Raw genomic sequence first — 19528 nt, 5'->3', positions numbered from 1 at the left:
GAATAACCCCTGAACCAGGGTTAACACGGATGATTTGGCATGGATAGTGCTTCAAAGTCCGGGCCGGAAAGAAAGTTTCTTTCACTTTGCGCTATCCCACACAGTGCCCGCCCCAAGAAGGAGTCTCCATGCCCCACGTCGGCCCCCTCCAGCGCCTTTCGGTGCCTTTGCTGTCCAAGCGCACCCTGCTGGGCGCTTCCTTGCTCGCGATGCTGTGCGCCGCGTTGCCGCACCAGAGCGCCCATGCGCAGGGCCCGCGCAACTTCGCCACGCTGGCGATGGTGGCCGAACCGCAAACGCTCGACCCGATGGCCTCCACCGCCGACCTGGTCGGAACCATCATGCAGCACGTGTACGAGACGCTCTACACCTTCGACGCCAAGTGGAACGTGGTGCCGATGCTGGCCGAAGGCATGCCCAAGATCTCGCCTGACGGCAAGACCTACGCCATCACCCTGCGCAAGGGCGTGATGCTGCACAGCGGGCGCGAGCTCACGGCCGACGACGTGGTCGCCAGCCTGCAGCGCTGGATGGACCAGTCGCCGCGCGGCAAGGCCGTGGGCAAGGAAATCGACAGCCTCAAGGCCAAGGGCCCGCTGGCCATCGAGGTGGTGCTGAAGGAGCCCTATGCGCCGCTGCTGTCGCAGCTTGCGCTGCCCAGCGGCATGGCCGCCATCATGGCCAAGGAGTCCATCGCCTCGCCGCTGAAAGACTTCGTGGGCACCGGCCCCTACAAGTTCAAGGAGCGCCGCCCCGACCAGTTCGTGCTGCTCACGCGCTTCGACAAGTACAGCGCGCGCAAGGAGCCCGCCAGCGGCTACGGCGGCAAGCGCGAAGCGGCCATTGAAGAGCTGCGCTTCGTGCCCGTGCCCAACGCCAGCACGCGCGTCGAAGGCGCGCTGGCCGGCCAGTACGACTTTGCCGACCTGCTGCCGGTGGAGGCCTTGCCGCGCCTGGAGAAGTCGGGCGGCAAGACGGTGCCGATCATGACGCCGTCGTTCGGCTTCCCGTACCTGGTGCTCAACACCAAGGAAGGCGTGGCCGCCAACCAGCCGTTGCGCCAGGCGATTCAAATGGCGCTGGGCGAAGGCGAGATGCTTGCGGCCGGCTTCGGCGACACGCGCTTCTTCGTGGCCGAGGGCAACCACTTTCCGAAGGGCTCGCCGTTCTACTCGACGGCCGGCGCCGACCTGTACAACCAGCGCAACGCCACCAAGGCGAAGGAGGCCGCGGCCAAGGCCGGCTACAAGGGCGAGCCCATTCGCGTGCTCACCAGCCGGCAGTACGACTTTCACTACAACATGGCGCTGCTGATGGCCGAGCAGTTGAAGCGCGCCGGCTTCAAGGTCGACCTGAACGTGGTCGACTGGGCCACGCTGGTGCAGCGCCGCAACGACGCCAAGCTGTGGGACATCTACGTCACCCATTCGGGCCAGTTCCCCGAACCCATGCTCTCGCCCCCGCAACTGGGCGACGGCGCACCCGGCTGGTGGGACACGCCCGCCAAGAAGGCCACGCTGCAGGCCTTCAACTTGGAGAGCGACCCCGCCAAACGCGGCGCGCTGTGGGGCAAGGTGCAGCAGGTGGTCTACGACGAGGTGCCGTACATCAACGTGGGCAAGTTCAACGGCCTGTCGGCCAAGAGCCCGGCGCTGGACAACTACCAGCCCGCGACCTGGCCGTTCTTCTGGAACGCGAAGATCAAGTAAGCAACTTTCCTTCGACGTTTTTTCTTCGACGCCTTTCAGCCAGCCCGCTTCGGAGCCAGCCGTATGTTTCGCTACCTCGCATCCCGCCTCGCCGGCATGCTCGTCGTGCTCGCCCTGGTGGCGGTGATCGTCTTCGTGCTCACGCGCGCCGCGTCGGGCGACCCGATTTCGGTGCTGCTGGGCGACCAGGCCACCGCCGCCGACATCGCGCGCGTGCAGAAGGAGTACGGCCTGGACAAGCCTCTGCCCGTGCAGTTCGGTTACTGGCTGCGCGAAGTGCTGCAGGGCAACCTGGGCACGTCGATCTTTCTTCAACGCCCGGTGACGCAGGCGCTGTGGGAGCGGGCCGAGCCCACCACCTTGCTCGCGCTGATGGCCGTGGCCATTGCGGCGCTCATCGGCGTGCCGTGCGGCATCGTGTCGGCGGTGTTTCGCGGCCGGGTGGTCGACCAGCTGTTCACCGGCGTTGCGATGCTGGGTGCGAGCATTCCGAGCTTCTGGCTGGGCATCGTGCTGATCCAGATCTTTGCGGTGTCCTTCGGCTGGTTTCCGGTGTCAGGTTACGGCGCGCCCGACGCGGCATTGGCCGAGCGGCTGCATGCGCTGGTGCTGCCGGCCGCGGTGCTGGGCCTGTTGAATTCCGCGCTCATCATTCGCTTCACCCGCGCCTCGATGCTCGACGTGCTCGGCGAAGACTATGTGCGCACCGCGCGCTCCAAGGGCCTGAGCGAAAGCAAGGTCGTTCTCAAGCATGCGCTGCGCAATGCGCTGGTGCCCATCGTCACGGTGATCGGCCTCACGGTCGCGTTGATGATCGGTGGCGCCGTCATCACCGAGACGGTGTTCGGCCTGCCGGGCGTGGGCAACCTGGTGGTGAGTGCGGTGCTGCGGCGCGACTACCCGGTCATTCAGGGCGCGTTGCTCGTGATTGCCGCGATCTATGTGCTCATCAATTTTTCGATCGACCTGCTGTACGCCGTGGTCGATCCCCGCGTGAAGGTCTGAGCGATGCGCATGCCCCGAATGCTCCGCCAACTGATGCATCGCCGCATCGTGATGGTTTCCGCACTGGTGTTGCTGGTGATCGCCATTCTGGCCATCGGCGCACCGCTGTTCGCCTCCATGGACCCCAACGACACGGCCGTGCTCGACCGCCTGAAGGCGCCGAGCGCGGAGCACCTGCTGGGCACGGACGAACTGGGCCGCGACATGTATTCGCGCATCGTGCACGGCGCGCGTTATTCGCTGGCTATTGCGGCGCTTACTGCGCTGGGGTCGGTCGTCGCCGGCACGGTGCTGGGCCTGATGGCCGGCTTTTTCCGCCGGCTCGACACGCCGCTGATGCGCGTGGTCGACGCGATGATGTCCTTCCCCGACATTCTGCTGGCCATCGCGCTGGTGGCGATCCTGGGGCCGTCGTTGTTGAACACGGTGCTGGCGCTGGTGCTGGTCTATACGCCGCGTGTCGCGCGGGTGGTGCGGGCTTCGACGTTGGTGGTGCGTGAGCTGTTGTTCGTCGAAGCCGTGCGCGCGCTGGGGGTGCGAACCTCGCGCATTCTGTGGCGGCACATCTTGCCGAACCTGATGTCGCCGATCCTGGTGCAGGTGTCTTTCATCTTTGCGTACGCGATCCTGGCGGAGGCGGGGTTGTCGTTTCTCGGCGTCGGTGTGCCGCCCGATATTCCGACCTGGGGCACGATGGTGGCGGGCAGTCAGCAGTACGCGCATCAGGCGTTCTGGGTCGTGTTGTTCCCGGGGCTTGCGATCATCTTCACTGCACTGTCCTTGCAGTTGCTGGGTGACGGTGTGCGTGACTTGCTCGACCCGAAGCTGAAGAAGACGTCATGACTTGTTTGCACTGCGTGCTTGGTTCAGTGCGCTGGTCAGGGAGCCCTTCAGGGCGCGCTCATGCCGACGGGGTACCTTGCTCCGCGAATGTCCCCCGCTTCGCTCCTCCTTTATTTCGCTGCGCAAGGCACCCCATCGGCGTGAGCGTTTTCAGAGCCAGGGTTGATCGGCGAGCACACAGAGCGTGCCCTGGTGCACAGGGCATCGGGTGCTCCCCGCAGCGAAACAAAGGAGGAGGTGCGGTAGCCCGCAGGCCGGGGGACATTCGCGGAGGGGAGTACCCGGTGGCCTGTGCACGCGCCCTGAACAACAGCGCAACAAACAGCAAGCAGCCCGCGTCAACACGCGAGCCGGAGCCCCGAGGATGAACAACCCTTCCAGCCCGCCGCGCCTCACGGTCAACAACCTGAGCACCAGCTTCCCTACCGAAGACGGTTTGATCCGCTCGGTGGCAGACGTGAGCTTTTCCATTCAACCCGGCAAGACCACCGCCCTGGTCGGCGAATCGGGTTCGGGCAAGTCGGTGACCAGCCTCACGCTCATGCGCCTGCTGCCCAAGACCGCGAACGCGCAGGTCAGCGGCTCTGCATCTTTCGTCACGCGCGAAGGCAAAGCAGTCGACCTGCTGCAGATCGGCGAACGCGAGATGCGCTCGCTGCGCGGCAACCAGCTGTCCATGATTTTTCAGGAGCCGATGACCAGCCTGAACCCCGTGTTCACCATCGGCGAACAGATTGCCGAAAGCGTGCGCCTGCACAAAAGGCTCGACCGCAAGGCCGCCATGGCCCACGCACTGCGCATGCTCGAGCTGGTCGAAATTCCGGCCGCCGCGCAACGCATTCACGAGTACCCGCACCAACTGTCGGGCGGCATGCGCCAGCGCGTGATGATTGCGCTGGCCATGGCCTGCGACCCGACCCTGCTGATTGCCGACGAACCGACCACCGCGCTCGACGTCACCATCCAGGCACAGATTCTGGAACTCATGCGCCGGCTGCAGGCCGAAACCGGCATGAGCATTTTGTTCATCACCCACAACCTGGGCGTGGTTGCGCACCATGCCGACGATGTGGTGGTGCTCTACGCGGGCCGCGTGGTCGAGAGCGCGCCGGTGCGCCCGCTGTTCGCGCAGCCCGAGCATCCGTACACGCAAGGCCTGTTGGCCTGCCTGCCGGGCAAGGCGCGTTTGCCGGGGCAACCCAAGCCCAGGCGCCTGTTCGCCATTCGCGGCCAGGTGTCGAGCCCGCTGGCACCGCCGCCGGGTTGTGCCTTCGAGCCGCGTTGCGACCTGGCGCTGGCGGCTTGCAAGGAAGCGATGCCGCCGCTCATCGACATCCGCCAGGGCCGCCAGGCCCGCTGCATTCGCGTGCAGCCGGCGCAGCCTTTGGTGAGGGTCGCATGAGAACCGCACTGCCTGGCGTGTGGCTCCTTCCCCTTCCGGGGGAAGGCCGGGATGAGGGCAAGCGGCGTTCGTTCGGCGCAGTGCTTCATCCAGTGCCGTCGTGCCCCCACCCCAACCCTCCCCCGGAAGGGGAGGGAGCCCATACCCCACACCCACGATGACCACCGTCGCCCCTCTCATCGAAGTCCGCGCCCTCAAGAAATACTTCGGCAGCAGCGACCGCCCGGTGCGCGCGGTCGACGACGTGTCGTTCGTCATTCAGCCCGGAGAAACGCTGGGCCTGGTCGGCGAATCGGGCTCGGGCAAAAGCACCATCGGGCGCACCGTGCTGCGGTTGATCGAACGCACCAGCGGGCAGGTGCTGTACCGCGGCGAAGACATCGGCGCGCTCTCTGGCGAACGCATGCGCAAGCTGCGCAGCAAGCTGCAGATCATTTTTCAGGACCCGTACGCCAGCCTGAACCCGAAGATGCGCATCAGCGCGATCCTGGGCGAGGCGCTGTCCACGCACGGCCTGCACAAGGGCGCGGCTGCGCGAAACAAGCGCATTGCCGAGCTGCTCGAAACTGTGGGCCTTCGCGCCGAGCATGCGAGCCGCTTTCCGCACGAGTTCTCGGGCGGGCAGCGGCAGCGCATCGGCGTGGCGCGCGCACTCGCGGTGGAGCCCGAATTCATCGTGGCCGACGAGCCGCTGTCCGCGCTCGACGTGTCGATTCAGTCGCAGGTCATCAACCTGCTGGCCGACCTGCGCGAGCGGCTGGGCCTGACGATGCTGTTCATCTCGCACGACCTGGACGTGGTCGAGTACCTGTGCGACCGCGTGGTGGTGCTGTACCTGGGCAAGGTGATGGAAGTGGCCAGCACCGACGAACTGTTCGCGCGCCCCTCGCACCCCTACACGCAGGCGCTGCTGGCCGCGAGCCCGAAGCCCGACCCCGAGGTGGCGACCGAGCGCATCGCGCTGAAGGGCGACATTCCCAGCCCCATCTCGCCGCCTTCGGGCTGCGTGTTTCGCACGCGCTGCCCGCACGCCATCGAAGCCTGTGCGCAGACCGTGCCGCCGCTCGACGAAATTTCAGCGGGACACTACAGCGCCTGCATCAGAAAAGAACTGCTCTCCAACATCGCCGCATGACCATGACCGACACAGCTGCCGCCACCACCGATTTCGCCGGTATCAACGACTTCACCGACCCGATCCTCAGCGACCGCTTCAAGGGCTACCCGCGCACCCAGGCGCCGCGCCGCCGCAGCGAGGTGGGCGCCGCCGGCTGGAACGTGCTGGCCGGCGACCTGCCGCTGCCGCTGGCCGTGCTCAAGCGCGAGGCGCTGGAACACAACCTGGCCTGGATGCAGGCGCGCGTGCGCGAGTGGGGCATCGACCTGGCGCCGCACGGCAAGACGACCATGTCGCCGCAACTGTTCCAGCGCCAGCTGGACGCCGGCGCCTGGGGCCTGACCTTTGCCACCGTGACGCAACTGGCGGTGGGCGTGGCGGCGGGCGCGCGCCGCACGCTCATCGCCAATCAGGTGGTGAGCGACGAAGACCTGGCCGGCATTCAGATGCTGCTGAGCGCCACGGCCGGTCTGCGCATCGTGTTCCTGGTCGACTCGCTGGCGCAGCTTGCGCTGATCGAAGACTGGGCCACCCGCCATCCCGCGAGTGTGCCCTTCGAAGTGATGATCGAGATTGGCGTGGAAGGCGCGCGCACCGGTTGCCGCACGCATGAACAGGCCGTGGCGCTGGCCACGCGGCTGCGTGCCAGCGACGCCGTGAAGCTGGTGGGCATCGAGACCTACGAAGGCCAGGGCGCCACCGGTGCCAGCGAGCCCGACACGGCGTATGCAAACACGCTGATGGACCGCGTGGAAGCCGTGGCCCGCCATTGCGACACGCAGGCGCTGTTCGAGACCGACGAGGTGCTGGTGTCCGCCGGCGGCTCGGCCATCTTCGACCTGGTGGCCGGGCGACTGAAGCCCGCGCTGGGTGCGCGTGTGCGCGGCCTGCTGCGTTCGGGCTGCTACGTGACGCACGACCATGGCTTCTACAAGCGCATGGTGAGCGCGGTCGACGAGCGCCTGGGCTGTGAATGCGGCCAGAGCCTGGTGCCGGCGATGGAGGTGTGGGCCACCGTGCAATCGCGCCCCGAGCCGGGCCTGGCGATTCTTGCCGTGGGCAAGCGCGACATCTCCTTCGACCTGTCGCTGCCCGTGCCCATCGCGCGCGCGGTGCGCGGCGCGCTGCAGCCGCAAGAGGTGCCCGCCGGCTGGAAGATCACCGCGCTGAACGACCAGCACGCCTACCTGCGCTGGGAGGCGAGCGAGGAGGCCGGGGCTCCCCAGGTGGGCGAGCGCATCGGCCTGGGCATTTCGCACCCTTGCACCACCTTCGACAAATGGCACTGGATGCCCGTGGTCGAGAACGACTACCGCGTGAGCGACGCCGTCGCCATGCATTTCTGAGCACGCACCGATGACCCCTTCATTGCTTCAGAAGATCGGCCAGATCCGCAGCAGCGCCCCGGCCACGCGGCGCGCGATTCTCGACCTGATCCTCGAAGACCCCGACCGCGTGCTCGAAGAAAGCTTCGAGCAGCTGGCCGAGCGCTCGCGCAGCTCGGTGCCCACCATCATGCGCACCTGCCGCGACCTGGGCTTTGCCGGGCTGCGCGAGTTCAAGCTGGCGCTGGCGCAGGCACTCGCGCTTGGCGGTTCGCCGCTGCACCGCCGCGTGAACATCGAGGACGCGGCCGACGAAGTGGTGAGCAAGATCGCGCGCAGCGCGGCGGCGTCTGTCTCGGGTGTGCGCGGGCAGCTCGACATGCAGGTGCTCGAAGGCGCCGTGGCGGCCATCGCCGCGGCGCCGCATGTGGACCTGTACGGCGCGGGCGCCACTTCGTGGTTCATGGCCAACGACCTGCAGGCGCGGCTCTTTCGCCTGGGCCTGTCGGCCAACGCCTGGGCCGACTACCACCTGCAGCAGGTGGCCGGCGCGGCGCAGCGCCCGGGCGGCGTGGTGATCGCCATCTCGCACGTGGGCGGCATGCCCTCGCTGCTCGACGCGGTGGACATCGCGCGCGGGCAGGGCGCCAAGGTGGTCGCGCTCACGCGGCCGGGCACGGCGCTGGCGGCCAAGGCCGACTTTCTGCTGGGCCTTTCCGTGCCCGACGACGCGGTGATGCACGTGGGCATCGACGCCTACCTGACGCACCTGACCGCCATCGAGATCCTCACCGTGCTGGTGGCCCAGCGCCGTGGCGAGCCCGCGGTGCAGCGCCTGCAGCGCGCACGCGAGGCGTTTCAGCGCCACGGCATCGACGCCACCACCCACCCGCTGCAGAGCTGGGACGGCGGCGGCATCAACAACAGCAGCAAGGGAGCCGCACCGTGAGCGCGACCGCAAGCAAAGCCATCCTGCTCGAAGCCGGCCTGGTGGTCGACGGCTCCGGTGGCCCTTCGTGGCCCGGCGACGTGCTGCTGCAGGGCGACCGCATCGTCGCGCTAGGCGAAGGCCTGCGCGGGCGCTTGCCCGACGGGCTGACGCTGGCCGACATCGAGGTGATCGACTGCCGCGCCAAGGTCATTGCGCCGGGCTTCATCGACGCGCACACGCACGACGACGCCATCGTGCTGCGCGACCCGCTGTGCCTGCCCAAGGTGTCGCAGGGCATCACCACGGTGGTGACGGGCAACTGCGGCATTTCGCTTGCGCCGTACCGCACGCCGCAGTCGAAGCCGCCGCTCACGCTGCTGGGCGCCGAGTCGTTCCAGCACGCGACCATGGCCGAGTACCGTGCCGCGGTCGATGCCGCGCAGCCCGCGCTGAACGTGGCCGCGCTCATCGGCCACACCACGCTGCGCTTTGCCACCATGCAGGCGCTCGACCGTCCGGCCAGCGCAGAAGAACTCGCGCGCATGGAGGCCTTGCTCGACAGCTGCATGGCCGACGGGGCGCACGGCATGTCCTCGGGCCTGTTCTACGAAGAAGCCTTTGCCGCGCCCGCTGAAGAGGTGACGGCGCTGGCGCGCGTGGTGGCCCGCCACGGCGGCGTGTACGCCACGCACCTGCGCAGTGAAATGCAGCAGATCGTCGAGGCACTGCACGAGGCCGGCGACTCGGCTTTCAACGCGGGTGTGCCGCTCATCATTTCGCACCACAAGTGCGCCGGCCCCGCCAATTGGGGCCGCACCAAGGAAACGCTGCCGCTGATAGAAGCGCTGGCGCAGCGCCAGAAGATTGCCATGGACGTCTACCCCTACGTGGCCGGCTCCACCGTGCTGCGCGAGGACCTGGTCGACGGCGTGATCGACGTGCTGCTGACCTGGTCCGACCCGCACCCGGAGATGACGGGCCGGCTGCTGTCGGACATCGCGCGCGAGTGGGGCACCACCGAACAAGAGGCCTGCCTGAAGCTCAAGCCCGGCGGCGCCTGCTACTTCCAGATGCAGGAAGAAGACGTGGAGCGCGTCATTGCGCACCCGCTCACCATGATCGGCAGCGACGGCCTGCCGCACGACCGCCACCCGCATCCACGGCTGTGGGGTGCGTTCCCGCGGGTGTTCGCGCGCTACTGGCGCCAGCGCCGCCTGTTCACGCTGGAGCAGGCGGTGCACAAGATGACCGGCATGACCGCGCGCAACCTGCACATTGCGGAGCGTGGCCTGCTGCGCGCAGGTGCCATGGCCGATGTGGTGGTGTTCGACCCCGAGACCATCGGAGACACCGCCACCTACGACCAGCCGCACGGCGTGAGCCAGGGCGTGGAGCGGGTGTTCGTGAACGGCGTGCTGGCCTACCGGGGCGGCGAGGCGCAGGCCCGGGTGCTGGCGCGCGCGGGCCGCATGCTGACCCGCGGTGCCTGACCAAGGTGCCTTGCGGCCGTGCCCGCTCGCAAGCCCATCTTCACGTATGGGTTGCTACTCACTTGGACGAAGAACGCGGATTAAGCTTCCAAAAGTACTAACGGGACGATAGAAAATCCGTCACACTTCGGCAATGTGATCGGGCGGATGCCACGCGACAGGAGCAACCGATGGACAAGGAATCAGACGGCCTGGGCGCCGACTTTGCACTGTGGAAGCAGCTCACAGACGAGTACGAGAAGGCGCTCGAAGCCATGTCCCGAGGTGAGCCTGGCGCGCGCGAACGCGCCCTGGGGTTGTCGCGGGCGCTGCGGCAACTGCATCCGGTGTCAACGGTGAACGCCGGCGACTGAGGCGCTGACCTGCGTGTTTCTCGTGCGATTGCTCGGTAGCCAGAATCGCTATCGTCGATTGAATTTCTATCTCGACGAAGGCATAGCCTCCCGGCTGTGAGCATTCATCAACTTATTCGCGAAGGTCGCAAACGTCTCGGGATGAGCGAGCAGCAGTTTGCTGACGCCATCGGAGTGAGCCGTGGTGCCGTACAACAATGGGAAAAGCCAGGCGGCACCGCACCCAAGCGAAGCAACCAGCCCCGCGTGGCCGAACTGCTGGGTGTCTCGCTGGCCGAACTGGTCTCCGGTGGCACCAACATCAGCCCGGGCTTCGACATGCGCGCTGAAGTGCCGCTGGTGTCGGAGGTCGAGGCGGGCAACTACACCGTCATCGACAACTTCAAGCCCAAGGGCAAGTTCGAGACCGTGCCCGTCACGGTGCCGGTCAAGCAGCACACCTATGCGCTGCGCGTGCACGGCGACAGCATGGCGAGCGAGAGCGGCGACTCCTTCCCCGAAGGCTCGCTGATCATCGTCGAGCCCGAAATGGCGGCCGTGCCGGGCGACTACGTGATTGCGCTGAACAGCGCCAACGAAACCACCTTCAAGCAGCTCATTCGCGACGGCGGCGACCTGTATCTGAAGCCGCTGAACACGCGCTACCCCATCAAGCTGCTGGGGTCGGCCACGGTGATTGGCGTTGTGCGCGAGTTCACCAAGCGCTTTCGGTAGGCGCTTTGCGTTTATTTCTGGATAGATTGACTGGCGGGCGATGAATTTGCTATCGACGCCGGCGCAGCATGCGCGGGTCGTCATGGCGCCGTCACCTTGAGTTCACTGGCCGCTAGGATGCGGGTCCCTCCCACGTACCTTCCTGCCCATGCACACTGCCGCGCGTCACCTCGTCTTCCATGGCGCCATCGTTCTGTTGTTCGGCCTGCTGCTGGGCGCGCCTTATGCCAAGGCGATCCGGCGCGGTGCGGCGGCGCACATCGTCAACTCCTGGCGCGTGGCGCACCTGAGCCTGCCCATCGGCGCCACGCTGATGCTGGCGACCGCGGCCGTGCTGTCGTCGCTCGCGGTGCCGGCCTGGGTGATGTGGCTGATTGCGGTGGCATTGACCGTTTCGGCCTACGGCTTCTGCGTGTCGACGCCGCTGGCGGCCCTGTCGGGGCAGCGCGGGCTGTCGTCCGACGGCGCGCACGGGCTGGGCAAGCTGGTGTACCTGGGCAACATGGTGGGCGCGGTGGCGTCGGTGGTGGGGGCCGTGGCGCTGCTGGGCGCTGCGTTCGTTTCGCTCTGAGGCGCGCAGGCGCGCCACGGGCGCCCCAGGCCTTCAGGCCCGTTCTGCCTCGTCTTCCCCCTGCGCCTGAAACATCCGCGTGAAGTCGCAGCACTCCTGCGCCAGCATCACGATGGATGACGTCAGCGCGCTGCGGTGCTCGCCCTTGTGCATGGCCACGTACCGCACCACGGGCAGGGCGGGCGTCACGTCGACCACCGCCAGCATGCCCGCGGCCACCAGCGGCGCCAGGCATTCGCGCGGCAGGTAGCTCACGCCGAGCCCCGACACCGTGAGCCCCGTCAGCGCCACCAGGTTGCTCACCACGATCACGTTGGCCGGCTGCACGCCTTGCTCCTTCATCCACGCGTCGTAGGCGCGGCCGGTGCCCGAGCTGTTGCCCTGCACCAGCATGCGGTGGCGTGCCAGCTCGTGCAGCCGCACGGTGCCGTTCTGCGGCACCACGCCCGGCTTGCACATCCATGCGCTGCGCACCTGGCCGATGACGGTGTGCGGCAGGCGCGACTCGGCGAAGGTGTCGGGCACGATGACCAGGTCGAGCTCGTCGGCCAGCAGCTTGTCGCGCAGCTGCAGGCTGTCGTCCACGTCGGGCTCCAGGATCACCTTGGGGTAGTGCCGCTGAATGAGCCCCACCAGCCGAGGCAGCCAGGTCATGGCGGTGAGCTCGGTCACGCCGATGCGAATGCGCCGCTCCACCACGCCGGGCTTGCCGAACTGCTCCACGGCCGCGTCGCGCTGCGCCAGCAGCTTCTGCGCGAGCACGAACATCTCTTCGCCCTTCTCGGTGAGGCGCGCGGTGCGTTGGCTGCGGTCGAACAGCGCGGTCTCGAACAGCAACTCCAGCTCGTGCACCCGCTTGGAAATGGCCGACTGCGAGGTGTTGAGCTGGCTGGCCGCCTGCGCGAAGCCGCCGAGCCGGCCGATCCAGTACAGGGCTTCGAGTTGCTTGAAGGTCATTGCGGTGCGGGCGCTGATTGGGACGTTGAAACAGGGCCTGAAAGATCGCTTTTATTCATGCAATTCGATCACAAAAAATCGCTTTTGGAAATTCATCGACAGGCCGAAGATGCGCCCAAGGTCCAAGCAGGCCTTGCGCTCCTCAGCTCTTCATCGACCCTTCCAGGAACCACCATGAACTTCCGGCAACTGCCCCTCGCCCGTGCGCTCTCTCTCGGCCTCACCCTCGCGTTTGCCTGCGGCGCCGCGAGCGCCCAGGACAGCGGCACGCTGCAGAAGATCAAGGAGAGCGGCACCATCCAGATTGGCGCGCGCGACAGCCAGATTCCGTTCTCGTACAAGCTCAGCGCCGACAGCGCGCCCATCGGCTTCACCAACGACATCTGCCTGAAGATCGTGGATGCGGTGAAGGCCAAGCTCGGCCTTGCCAAGCTCGAGGTGCGCTACACCATGCTGAACTCGACCAACCGCATTCCGCTGCTGCAGAACGGCACCGTCGACCTCGACTGCGCCACCACCACCAACACCACGCAGCGCCAGGCGCAGGTCGACTTCGCGCCCAGCCATTTCGTGACCAACATCACCGCCGCGGTGAAGAAGGCCTCGGGCATCAACTCGCTGGCCGACCTCAACGGCAAGAACGTGGCCACTGTCTCGGGCAGCACGTCTATTCAGCTGCTGCGCGGCGCACGCAAGAGCGGCGCCATCGAGGTGAACGAGATCGCCGGCAAGGACACCTCCGACGGCTTCCTGCTGCTGTCCACCGGCCGTGCCGATGCCTATGTGCTCGACGATGTGCAGCTCGCCGGCATGGTCGCCAGCGCCACCAACCCCGGTGAATACAAGCTGCTGAAAGAGTCGCTGCGCCAGGAGCCCTACGGCATCATGCTGCGCAAGGACGACCCGCAGTTCAAGGCGCTGGTCGACGAGACCGTTACCGGCCTCATGAAGTCGGGCGCCATCGAGCAGCTCTACACCAAGTGGTTCCTCTCGCCCATTCCGCCGAAGAACGCGAACCTGAACTTCCCGATGTCGGACGCGGTGCGCGAGATCTACAAGAACCCGAACAACAAGGGCGTCTGAGCGATGGACCTCCAGCTTCCCACCCTCGAACGCGGCCAGGTTTTTTCAGACGCGCTGATGCGCGAGGTGAAGGCGCGCTTTCTGCAGGTCGACCATGACCACCACGGCCGCGAGCGCCTGTACTTCGACAACGCCGGCGGCTCGTTCCGGCTGAAGGCGGCGGTCGAGCGCTTTGCGCAGGTCGACGCCATTCCCGACAACGCCGAGCGCATCCACGCCACGGCCGTCGAGCTGCAGGACATTCAGGCCAAAGGCTGTGCCGACCTGCGCACCATCCTCAATGCCACCGGCGGCAGCGTGTACGCCTCGCTCACGGCGTCAGGCGCGATGTTCGACATGGTGCGCGCCGTGGCCGAGAACGTGCCGGGCACGAACATGGTCACCACCGTGCTCGAACACCCCTCGGCCTTCGACGCGATGAGCCTCTACGCCCAGCGCCTGGGCCGCGAACTGCGCGTGGCCAAAAGCAACCCCGTCACCGGCGGCGTGGACGTGGAAGAAATCGTGCGGCTGGTGGACAAGAACACCTGCCTGCTCAACGTGATCTACGCCTCGAACATCTCGGGCGCCAAGCTCGACATGGAAGAAATCGTGCGCCGCGCGCGCGCCATCAAGCCCGACCTGTACATCGTGGTGGACGCCGTGCAGCATGCGCCGCATGGCCTCATCGACCTGCAGAAGACGCCGGTGGACGGCATCAACCTGGCGCCCTACAAGTTCTTCGGCTGCCGGGGCTCGGGCCTGACGTGGGTGTCCGACCGCGCGGCCCTGCTGCCGCACCACAAGCTGGCCGCCAAGAAGCCCGACTACTGGGACCTGGGCAGCTCGGCGCCGTGGCAGTTCGCGGTGCTCACCGAAATCGTGGACTACGTGTGCTGGCTCGGTGCCAACTTCACCGACGCTACAGAACGGCGCGCGCTGTTCGTGGCGGGCATCACGCACATCGAACTGCACGAGCGCGCGCTGCTGGCCCTGCTGCTGGACGGCAACGCCAACGCCACGGGCATGCGCGAGATGCGCGGCGTGGAAGTGTTTCTCGACCACGAAGACCTGACAAAGCGCGACCTGATTTTGGGCATCGGCTTCGCGCACATCGACTGCACGCAGGCGGTGGTGGAGTACGGCAAGCGCGGCGTGACGGTGTACGAGCGCGTGGCCACCAGCCTGTATTCGAAACGCATGCTCGAGTCCTTCGGGCTGGCGGGCACCGTGCGCGTGTCACCGCTGCACTGCAACTCGCCGGCCGATATCGAGAAGTTTTTGAAAGTCACAGAGGAGATTGCGACCGCTGTGTGACAGTCCTGTCATATTGCGTACGTAGGATGTTTCTCAGCCCCACCACAGAGGGTCAGAGGAGCATGAGATTTGGAAATTCGGAAACTGATCGCGCCGGCATTGGCCGTGGTCCTGCTGGCCGCAGTCGTGTCCGGCGTCTGGTATTCGAACACCCGGCTGCACGATGAGTCGGCCACCGCCGCGGCGGCACGCACCGAGCAGCAAAAGCAGGTCACGCTGCGCGGCCTGATCGGCTCCGAGAAAGAAACCTTCTTCGCCGACCCGCGCGTGCAGCAGGCACTGGCCGCGCAGGGCATCACCGTCATGGTCGAGAAGGCCGGCTCGCGCGCCATTGCCAGCCGCTACGACGCCAGCAAGTTCGACTTCGGCTTTCCCTCTGGCGCGCCCGCGGCGGCGCAGCTCAAGGCGCTGGCCAAGGCACCCAACGTCTTCACCCCGTTCTACACGCCCATCGTGCTGGCCAGCTGGCGGCCGATTGCGGAGATTCTGGTGGCCAACGGCATCGCCGCGAAGCAGGGCGACTTCTACTACGTGGTCGACCTGCCGGGCCTGATGGCCATGATCGAGAAGGGCACGCGCTGGAAGGAGCTCAAGGCCAGCGGCGCATTTGCCACCAGCAAGTCGCTGCTCATCAATTCGACCGACGTGCGCACCTCCAACTCGGCCGCCATGTACCTGGCGCTGGCGAGCTACCTGGCCAACAGCCAGCAGATCGTGCAGAGCCAGGAGGACGTGGACCGCGTGCTGCCGGTGGTGGCGCCGCTGTTCTTGCGCCAGGGCTTTCAGGAGCAGTCCTCGGCCGGCCCGTTCGAGGACTACCTGGCGCTGGGCATGGGCAAGGCGCCGCTGCTGGTGGCCTACGAGTCGCAGATGGTCGAGTTCTGGCTGAAGAACCCCGATCGGTTGAAGAGCGACATGGTGCTGCTCTACCCCAAGCCCACCGTCTATTCGAAGCATGTGCTGGTGCCCTACACGCCCGCCGGCGCGCGCCTGGGCGTGGCGCTGGAGAACGACCCCGCCCTGCGCGCGCTGGCGCACGAATACGGCTACCGCACCGGCGGCGACACCAAGGGCCCCGAGACCTGGGCCGCGCGCGGCGTGAAGGTGCCCGATGTGCTCGTCGACGTGATCGACCCGCCGAGCTTCGAGTGGCTCGAACGAATGACCACGGGCATCGAAGCCCGCTTCAAGTGAACAACCAAGGAACGCCTGCATGAACGCGCCTGTCACCGCAACCACCGCAACGACCATCACCACTGTTGCCCCCATCGACCTCCAGCCGCCCCAGGCCTTCACGCTCGAGCCGCCCGCGGCTGTCGCGCCGGTGCCGGTCGAGTCGGCCAGCGGCAAGGTGCGCCTGAAGCCCGAGGACGTGGCCGAGCTCGACGCGCAGGTGGCGCGCTTCATCGACGACATCACCGCGCACGACAGCCAGCACCCGCAGTTCAAGGAAGCCGTGGAGCGCATCCACTCCATGGGCAGCAAGGACATCGAGGCCTCGGCGTCGGTGTCCAACCGCATGCTGGAGCGCCCGGTGGGCTCGCTGCGCAACGGCCTGTTCGACAAGGGCGCGCAGATCGGCCAGTCGCTGGTCGACCTGCGCCGCCAAGTGGAAGACCTCGACCCCTCCAGGCAGGGCGACCTGTTCTCCGCGCGCAAGCTGCTGGGCATCATTCCGCTGGGCAACAAGCTGCTGGCGTACTTCGACCGCTACCAGTCGTCGCAGTCGCACCTGAACGCCATCATCGAATCGCTCAAGCGCGGCAAGGACGAGCTGCTGCGCGACAACACCGCCATCGAGCAGGAAAAGGTCAACCTCTGGACGCTGATGGAGCGGCTGGAGAAGTACGTGCACATCGGCAAGGCGCTTGACGGCCAGCTCGACGCCCGCGCGCGCACGTTGGACGCCACCGACCCCGAGAAGGCCCGCGTGATCCGCGAGGAAATGCTGTTCTATTCGCGCCAGAAGGTCACCGACCTGCTCACGCAACTGGCGGTGAACATTCAGGGCTACCTGGCGCTGGACATGATCCGCAAGAACAACCTGGAGCTCATGAAGGGCGTGGACCGCGCCACCACCACCACCGTGGCCGCGCTGCGCACCGCGGTGATCGTGGCGCAGGCGCTGTCCAACCAGAAGCTGGTGCTCGACCAGATCGGCGCGCTCAACGCCACCACCGGCAACCTGATCGCCAGCACCAGCGAGATGCTGCGCGACCAGAGCAGCGCCATCCACCAGCAGGCGGCCTCCAGCACCATCGAAATTGCCAAGCTGCAGCAGGCCTTTGCCAACATCTACCAGACGATGGACACCATCGCCGACTTCAAGAGCCGCGCACTCGACTCCATGCAGACCACGGTGGACACGCTGACGAACGAGGTGGCCAAGAGCCGCACCTACCTCGACCGCGTGCGCCGCCAGGACACGACCGAGGCGCTGCAGTCGCCGCGCGGCGAGGTCGCGCTGTGAGCCTGGGCTGGTTGTTGCGCCGGGGGGCGCTGGCGGTTGTCACGGTTCTGTCGCTGGGCCTTGCGGCCTGCGGCAAAAGCGATGTGCAGGCCGGTGCTTCCGCGGCGCCAGTGCCTTCAGCGGCCTCGGCCTTCACCATCCTCGCGGGCTCGGAGCTGAAAGACCTCGAAGGCCCCATCGTCGATGCCGCAAAGGCGGCGGGCGTGGAGGTGAAGTTTTCGTACGCAGGCACGCTGGACATCGTCGAGCGCATCAACGCCGGCGAGCGCTTCGACGCCATCCTGCCGCCCAACGGTGCCTATCCCGCGCTGGCATTGCAGACCAAGCCGCTGGCGCGCGACAAGCTCTTTTATTCGCGCATTGCACTCGGCGTGAAGAACGCCAAGGCCGCGCAGCTCGGCTGGACCCAGCGCCCACCGGGCTGGGCCGAGATTGCCAAGGCGGCGGGTGCCGGCCAGCTGCGCTACGGCATGACCAACGCCACCAGCTCCAACACCGGCATGAGCGCGCTGTTCGCCGTGGCCTCCGCACTGGCCGGCAAGACCGAAGACCTGAGCGCGCAGGACGTGGACGAGAAGACCCTCAAGGCCTTTCTCTCCGGCCAGAAGCTCACCGCCGGCAGCTCGGGCTGGCTGGCCGACGCGTATGTGAAAGACCCGTCCGCCATCGACGCCATGGTCAATTACGAGGCCGTGATCCTGCGCGCCAACGAGAAGCTGCCCAAGGCCGACCAGCTCACGCTGATCTACCCGCGCGACGGCATGATCTCGGCCGACTACCCGCTGATGCTGCTCAACGCCGACAAGCGCGAGGCCTACACGCAACTGGTGAGCACGCTGAAGGCCGCGCCGTTCCAGCGCGATGCGTTGTCGGCCGCCTTCCTGCGCCCCGCCAACCCCGAAGTCGCGGCCACGGCCGCCTTGCCGACCACGGCTGCGGTGGAGCTGGGCTTTCCCAACCGGCTGGAGGTGATCGACGCGGTGCTCGGCACCTACCAGGCGCAATGGCGCAAGCCCGCCACCTCGATCTTCGTGCTCGACCTCAGCGGCTCGATGGCGGGCCAGCGGCTGGCGTCGATGCGCGAGGCGCTCAAGCTGCTGTCGGGTGCCGGCACCTCCAGCGGCGACACCACTACTGCCGCCACCGCCAGCGCCCGCTACACCGCCTTCCAGAGCCGCGAGCGCGTGGTGCTCATCACCTTCGCCACGCAGGTGCAGCCGCCGGTGTGGGTGCGCTTCGACGCCGAACACATCGAGGCCGCGCGCGACGCACTGCGCCAGCAGGCCGATGCCATGAAGGCCGACGGCGGCACGGCCATCTACTCCGCGCTGGCGGCGGCCGAAGACCTGGCGCGCCAGGAACAGCAACGCGAGCCCGACCGCTTCGTGAGCATCGTGCTGCTGACCGACGGCGAGAACAACTCGGGCCTGAAGCCGCACGAGTTTCGCAATCGCTATGCGGCCGGCGGCCTGCCCGCGCGCATATTTCCCATCCTGTTCGGCGAGGCCAACGTGAGCGAGATGCAGCAGATTGCGCAGCTCTCGGGCGGGCGCGAGTTCGACGGCCGCAAGCTGCAACTGGGGCAGGTGTTCAAGGAAATCCGGGGCTACCAGTGAAGCCGCAGCGGTCGCTCAAGCTGCGCGCGCTGCTGTTTCTCTACGGCAACGGCAACATCCTCGGCTGCGCGCTGGCGCTGCTGGGGCCGGCGCTGCTGTTCGCCGACGTCATCGACCGCGGTTGGCTGTTGATTACCGCCGGCCTGTATGTCGCGGGCTGGCTCATGGGCCGCAAGGCGCCCGAGCTGGAGCGCCGCATCGAGGACAGCCTGAGCGTGGAACAGACGCTGGAGCGCCTGGACCGCGTGGTTGCGCAGGCGCAGCCGCACCTCAGCGACGACATGCGCAAGAGCCTGGACAACGTGCGCGGCTCGGTGGGCGAGGTGCTGCCGCGCCTGGTGGGTGCCGGATCGAACGGCGACGACCTGTTCACCGTGCGCGAGACCGTGCTGCGCTACCTGCCCGAGACGCTGGCCAACTACGTCGCGCTGCCGCCGGCCTTTCGCATCACGCATGCGGTGAAAGACGGCAAGACCGCGCGCCAGCTGCTCGGCGAACAACTGGGCCTGCTCGACGCCAAGCTGCGGGAGATCGTCGCCAACGTGGCCTCCAGCGACGCGGCCGCGCTGGTGGCCAACGGGCAGTTTCTGGAGAAGAAGTTCCGCCAGCCCGACTTTCTGGCGGGCTGACAACGCGCGCCGAAGCG

The 19528-nt window shown here is 67.0% G+C and carries 18 protein-coding genes; 17 read left to right on the top strand and 1 reads right to left on the bottom strand.

Annotated elements, in window-relative coordinates; all coding sequences use genetic code 11:
* Positions 1 to 128: 128 nt before the first annotated feature.
* From VLK31_RS03345 to VLK31_RS03295, 11 genes are all read left to right on the top strand, one after another.
* Positions 129 to 1709: an ABC transporter substrate-binding protein gene (locus VLK31_RS03345; RefSeq protein WP_409166949.1), complete on the top strand. Its 1581-nt coding sequence runs from the start codon at positions 129 to 131 to the stop codon at positions 1707 to 1709.
* A 63-nt stretch (positions 1710 to 1772) separates the two neighbouring features.
* A complete protein-coding gene (locus VLK31_RS03340) occupies positions 1773 to 2714 on the top strand; it encodes an ABC transporter permease (protein ID WP_409166948.1) in 942 nt (313 codons plus the stop codon).
* Between the two features lie 3 nt (positions 2715 to 2717).
* The gene (locus VLK31_RS03335) at positions 2718 to 3557 is read left to right on the top strand and encodes an ABC transporter permease (RefSeq protein ID WP_409166947.1); all 840 of its coding nucleotides are present in this window, start codon (positions 2718 to 2720) and stop codon (positions 3555 to 3557) included.
* Positions 3558 to 3921: 364 nt separating this feature from the next.
* Positions 3922 to 4959: an ABC transporter ATP-binding protein gene (locus tag VLK31_RS03330; RefSeq protein ID WP_409166946.1), complete on the top strand. Its 1038-nt coding sequence runs from the start codon at positions 3922 to 3924 to the stop codon at positions 4957 to 4959.
* A gap of 157 nt (positions 4960 to 5116) precedes the next feature.
* The gene (locus VLK31_RS03325; RefSeq protein WP_409166945.1) at positions 5117 to 6094 is read left to right on the top strand and encodes an ABC transporter ATP-binding protein; all 978 of its coding nucleotides are present in this window, start codon (positions 5117 to 5119) and stop codon (positions 6092 to 6094) included.
* 2 nt (positions 6095 to 6096) lie between these two features.
* The gene (locus tag VLK31_RS03320) at positions 6097 to 7422 is read left to right on the top strand and encodes an amino acid deaminase (RefSeq protein WP_409166944.1); all 1326 of its coding nucleotides are present in this window, start codon (positions 6097 to 6099) and stop codon (positions 7420 to 7422) included.
* 10 nt (positions 7423 to 7432) lie between these two features.
* On the top strand, positions 7433 to 8350 hold the full coding sequence (locus tag VLK31_RS03315; protein ID WP_409166943.1) for a MurR/RpiR family transcriptional regulator: 918 nt from the start codon (positions 7433 to 7435) through the stop codon (positions 8348 to 8350).
* Entirely contained in the window at positions 8347 to 9822 is a 1476-nt protein-coding gene (locus VLK31_RS03310; RefSeq protein WP_409166942.1) for an N-acyl-D-amino-acid deacylase family protein, read from the top strand. Before VLK31_RS03315 ends, VLK31_RS03310 begins: the two co-directional genes overlap by 4 nt.
* A 170-nt stretch (positions 9823 to 9992) precedes the next feature.
* On the top strand, positions 9993 to 10175 hold the full coding sequence (locus VLK31_RS03305) for a hypothetical protein (protein ID WP_409166941.1): 183 nt from the start codon (positions 9993 to 9995) through the stop codon (positions 10173 to 10175).
* A 96-nt stretch (positions 10176 to 10271) separates the two neighbouring features.
* Positions 10272 to 10889 (top strand): LexA family protein, encoded by a 618-nt coding sequence (locus tag VLK31_RS03300; RefSeq protein WP_409166940.1) that lies wholly within the window; start codon positions 10272 to 10274, stop codon positions 10887 to 10889.
* 148 nt (positions 10890 to 11037) lie between these two features.
* Positions 11038 to 11460 (top strand): hypothetical protein, encoded by a 423-nt coding sequence (locus VLK31_RS03295; protein ID WP_409166939.1) that lies wholly within the window; start codon positions 11038 to 11040, stop codon positions 11458 to 11460.
* A gap of 33 nt (positions 11461 to 11493) precedes the next feature.
* Here the strand turns inward: VLK31_RS03295 and VLK31_RS03290 are convergent, their stop codons facing one another.
* A complete protein-coding gene (locus VLK31_RS03290; RefSeq protein WP_409166938.1) occupies positions 11494 to 12417 on the bottom strand; it encodes a LysR family transcriptional regulator in 924 nt (307 codons plus the stop codon).
* Between the two features lie 174 nt (positions 12418 to 12591).
* Between VLK31_RS03290 and VLK31_RS03285 the strand changes: the two genes are divergently transcribed.
* The 6 genes from VLK31_RS03285 (at position 12592) to VLK31_RS03260 (ending at position 19511) form a co-directional block, all read left to right on the top strand.
* Entirely contained in the window at positions 12592 to 13500 is a 909-nt protein-coding gene (locus VLK31_RS03285; RefSeq protein ID WP_409166937.1) for a transporter substrate-binding domain-containing protein, read from the top strand.
* 3 nt (positions 13501 to 13503) lie between these two features.
* Positions 13504 to 14796, top strand: coding sequence for an aminotransferase class V-fold PLP-dependent enzyme (locus VLK31_RS03280; RefSeq protein WP_409166936.1), 1293 nt, complete (start codon positions 13504 to 13506; stop codon positions 14794 to 14796).
* A gap of 69 nt (positions 14797 to 14865) precedes the next feature.
* Positions 14866 to 15990: a hypothetical protein gene (locus tag VLK31_RS03275; RefSeq protein ID WP_409166935.1), complete on the top strand. Its 1125-nt coding sequence runs from the start codon at positions 14866 to 14868 to the stop codon at positions 15988 to 15990.
* A gap of 19 nt (positions 15991 to 16009) precedes the next feature.
* A complete protein-coding gene (locus VLK31_RS03270) occupies positions 16010 to 17266 on the top strand; it encodes a toxic anion resistance protein (protein WP_409166934.1) in 1257 nt (418 codons plus the stop codon).
* Positions 17263 to 18882: a substrate-binding domain-containing protein gene (locus VLK31_RS03265; protein WP_409166933.1), complete on the top strand. Its 1620-nt coding sequence runs from the start codon at positions 17263 to 17265 to the stop codon at positions 18880 to 18882. Before VLK31_RS03270 ends, VLK31_RS03265 begins: the two co-directional genes overlap by 4 nt.
* Positions 18879 to 19511 carry a hypothetical protein gene (locus VLK31_RS03260; protein ID WP_409166932.1) on the top strand — a complete coding sequence of 211 codons (633 nt, stop codon included), beginning with the start codon at positions 18879 to 18881 and terminating at the stop codon, positions 19509 to 19511. The genes VLK31_RS03265 and VLK31_RS03260 overlap by 4 nt, the downstream gene beginning before the upstream one ends.
* Positions 19512 to 19528 lie beyond the last annotated feature (17 nt).

This window comes from Variovorax sp. H27-G14 (assembly GCF_046156345.1).
GTDB lineage: Bacteria > Pseudomonadota > Gammaproteobacteria > Burkholderiales > Burkholderiaceae_C > Variovorax.
The sequence above is the reverse complement of the archived record's forward strand: the minus strand, read 5'-3'. Positions and strand labels throughout refer to the sequence as shown.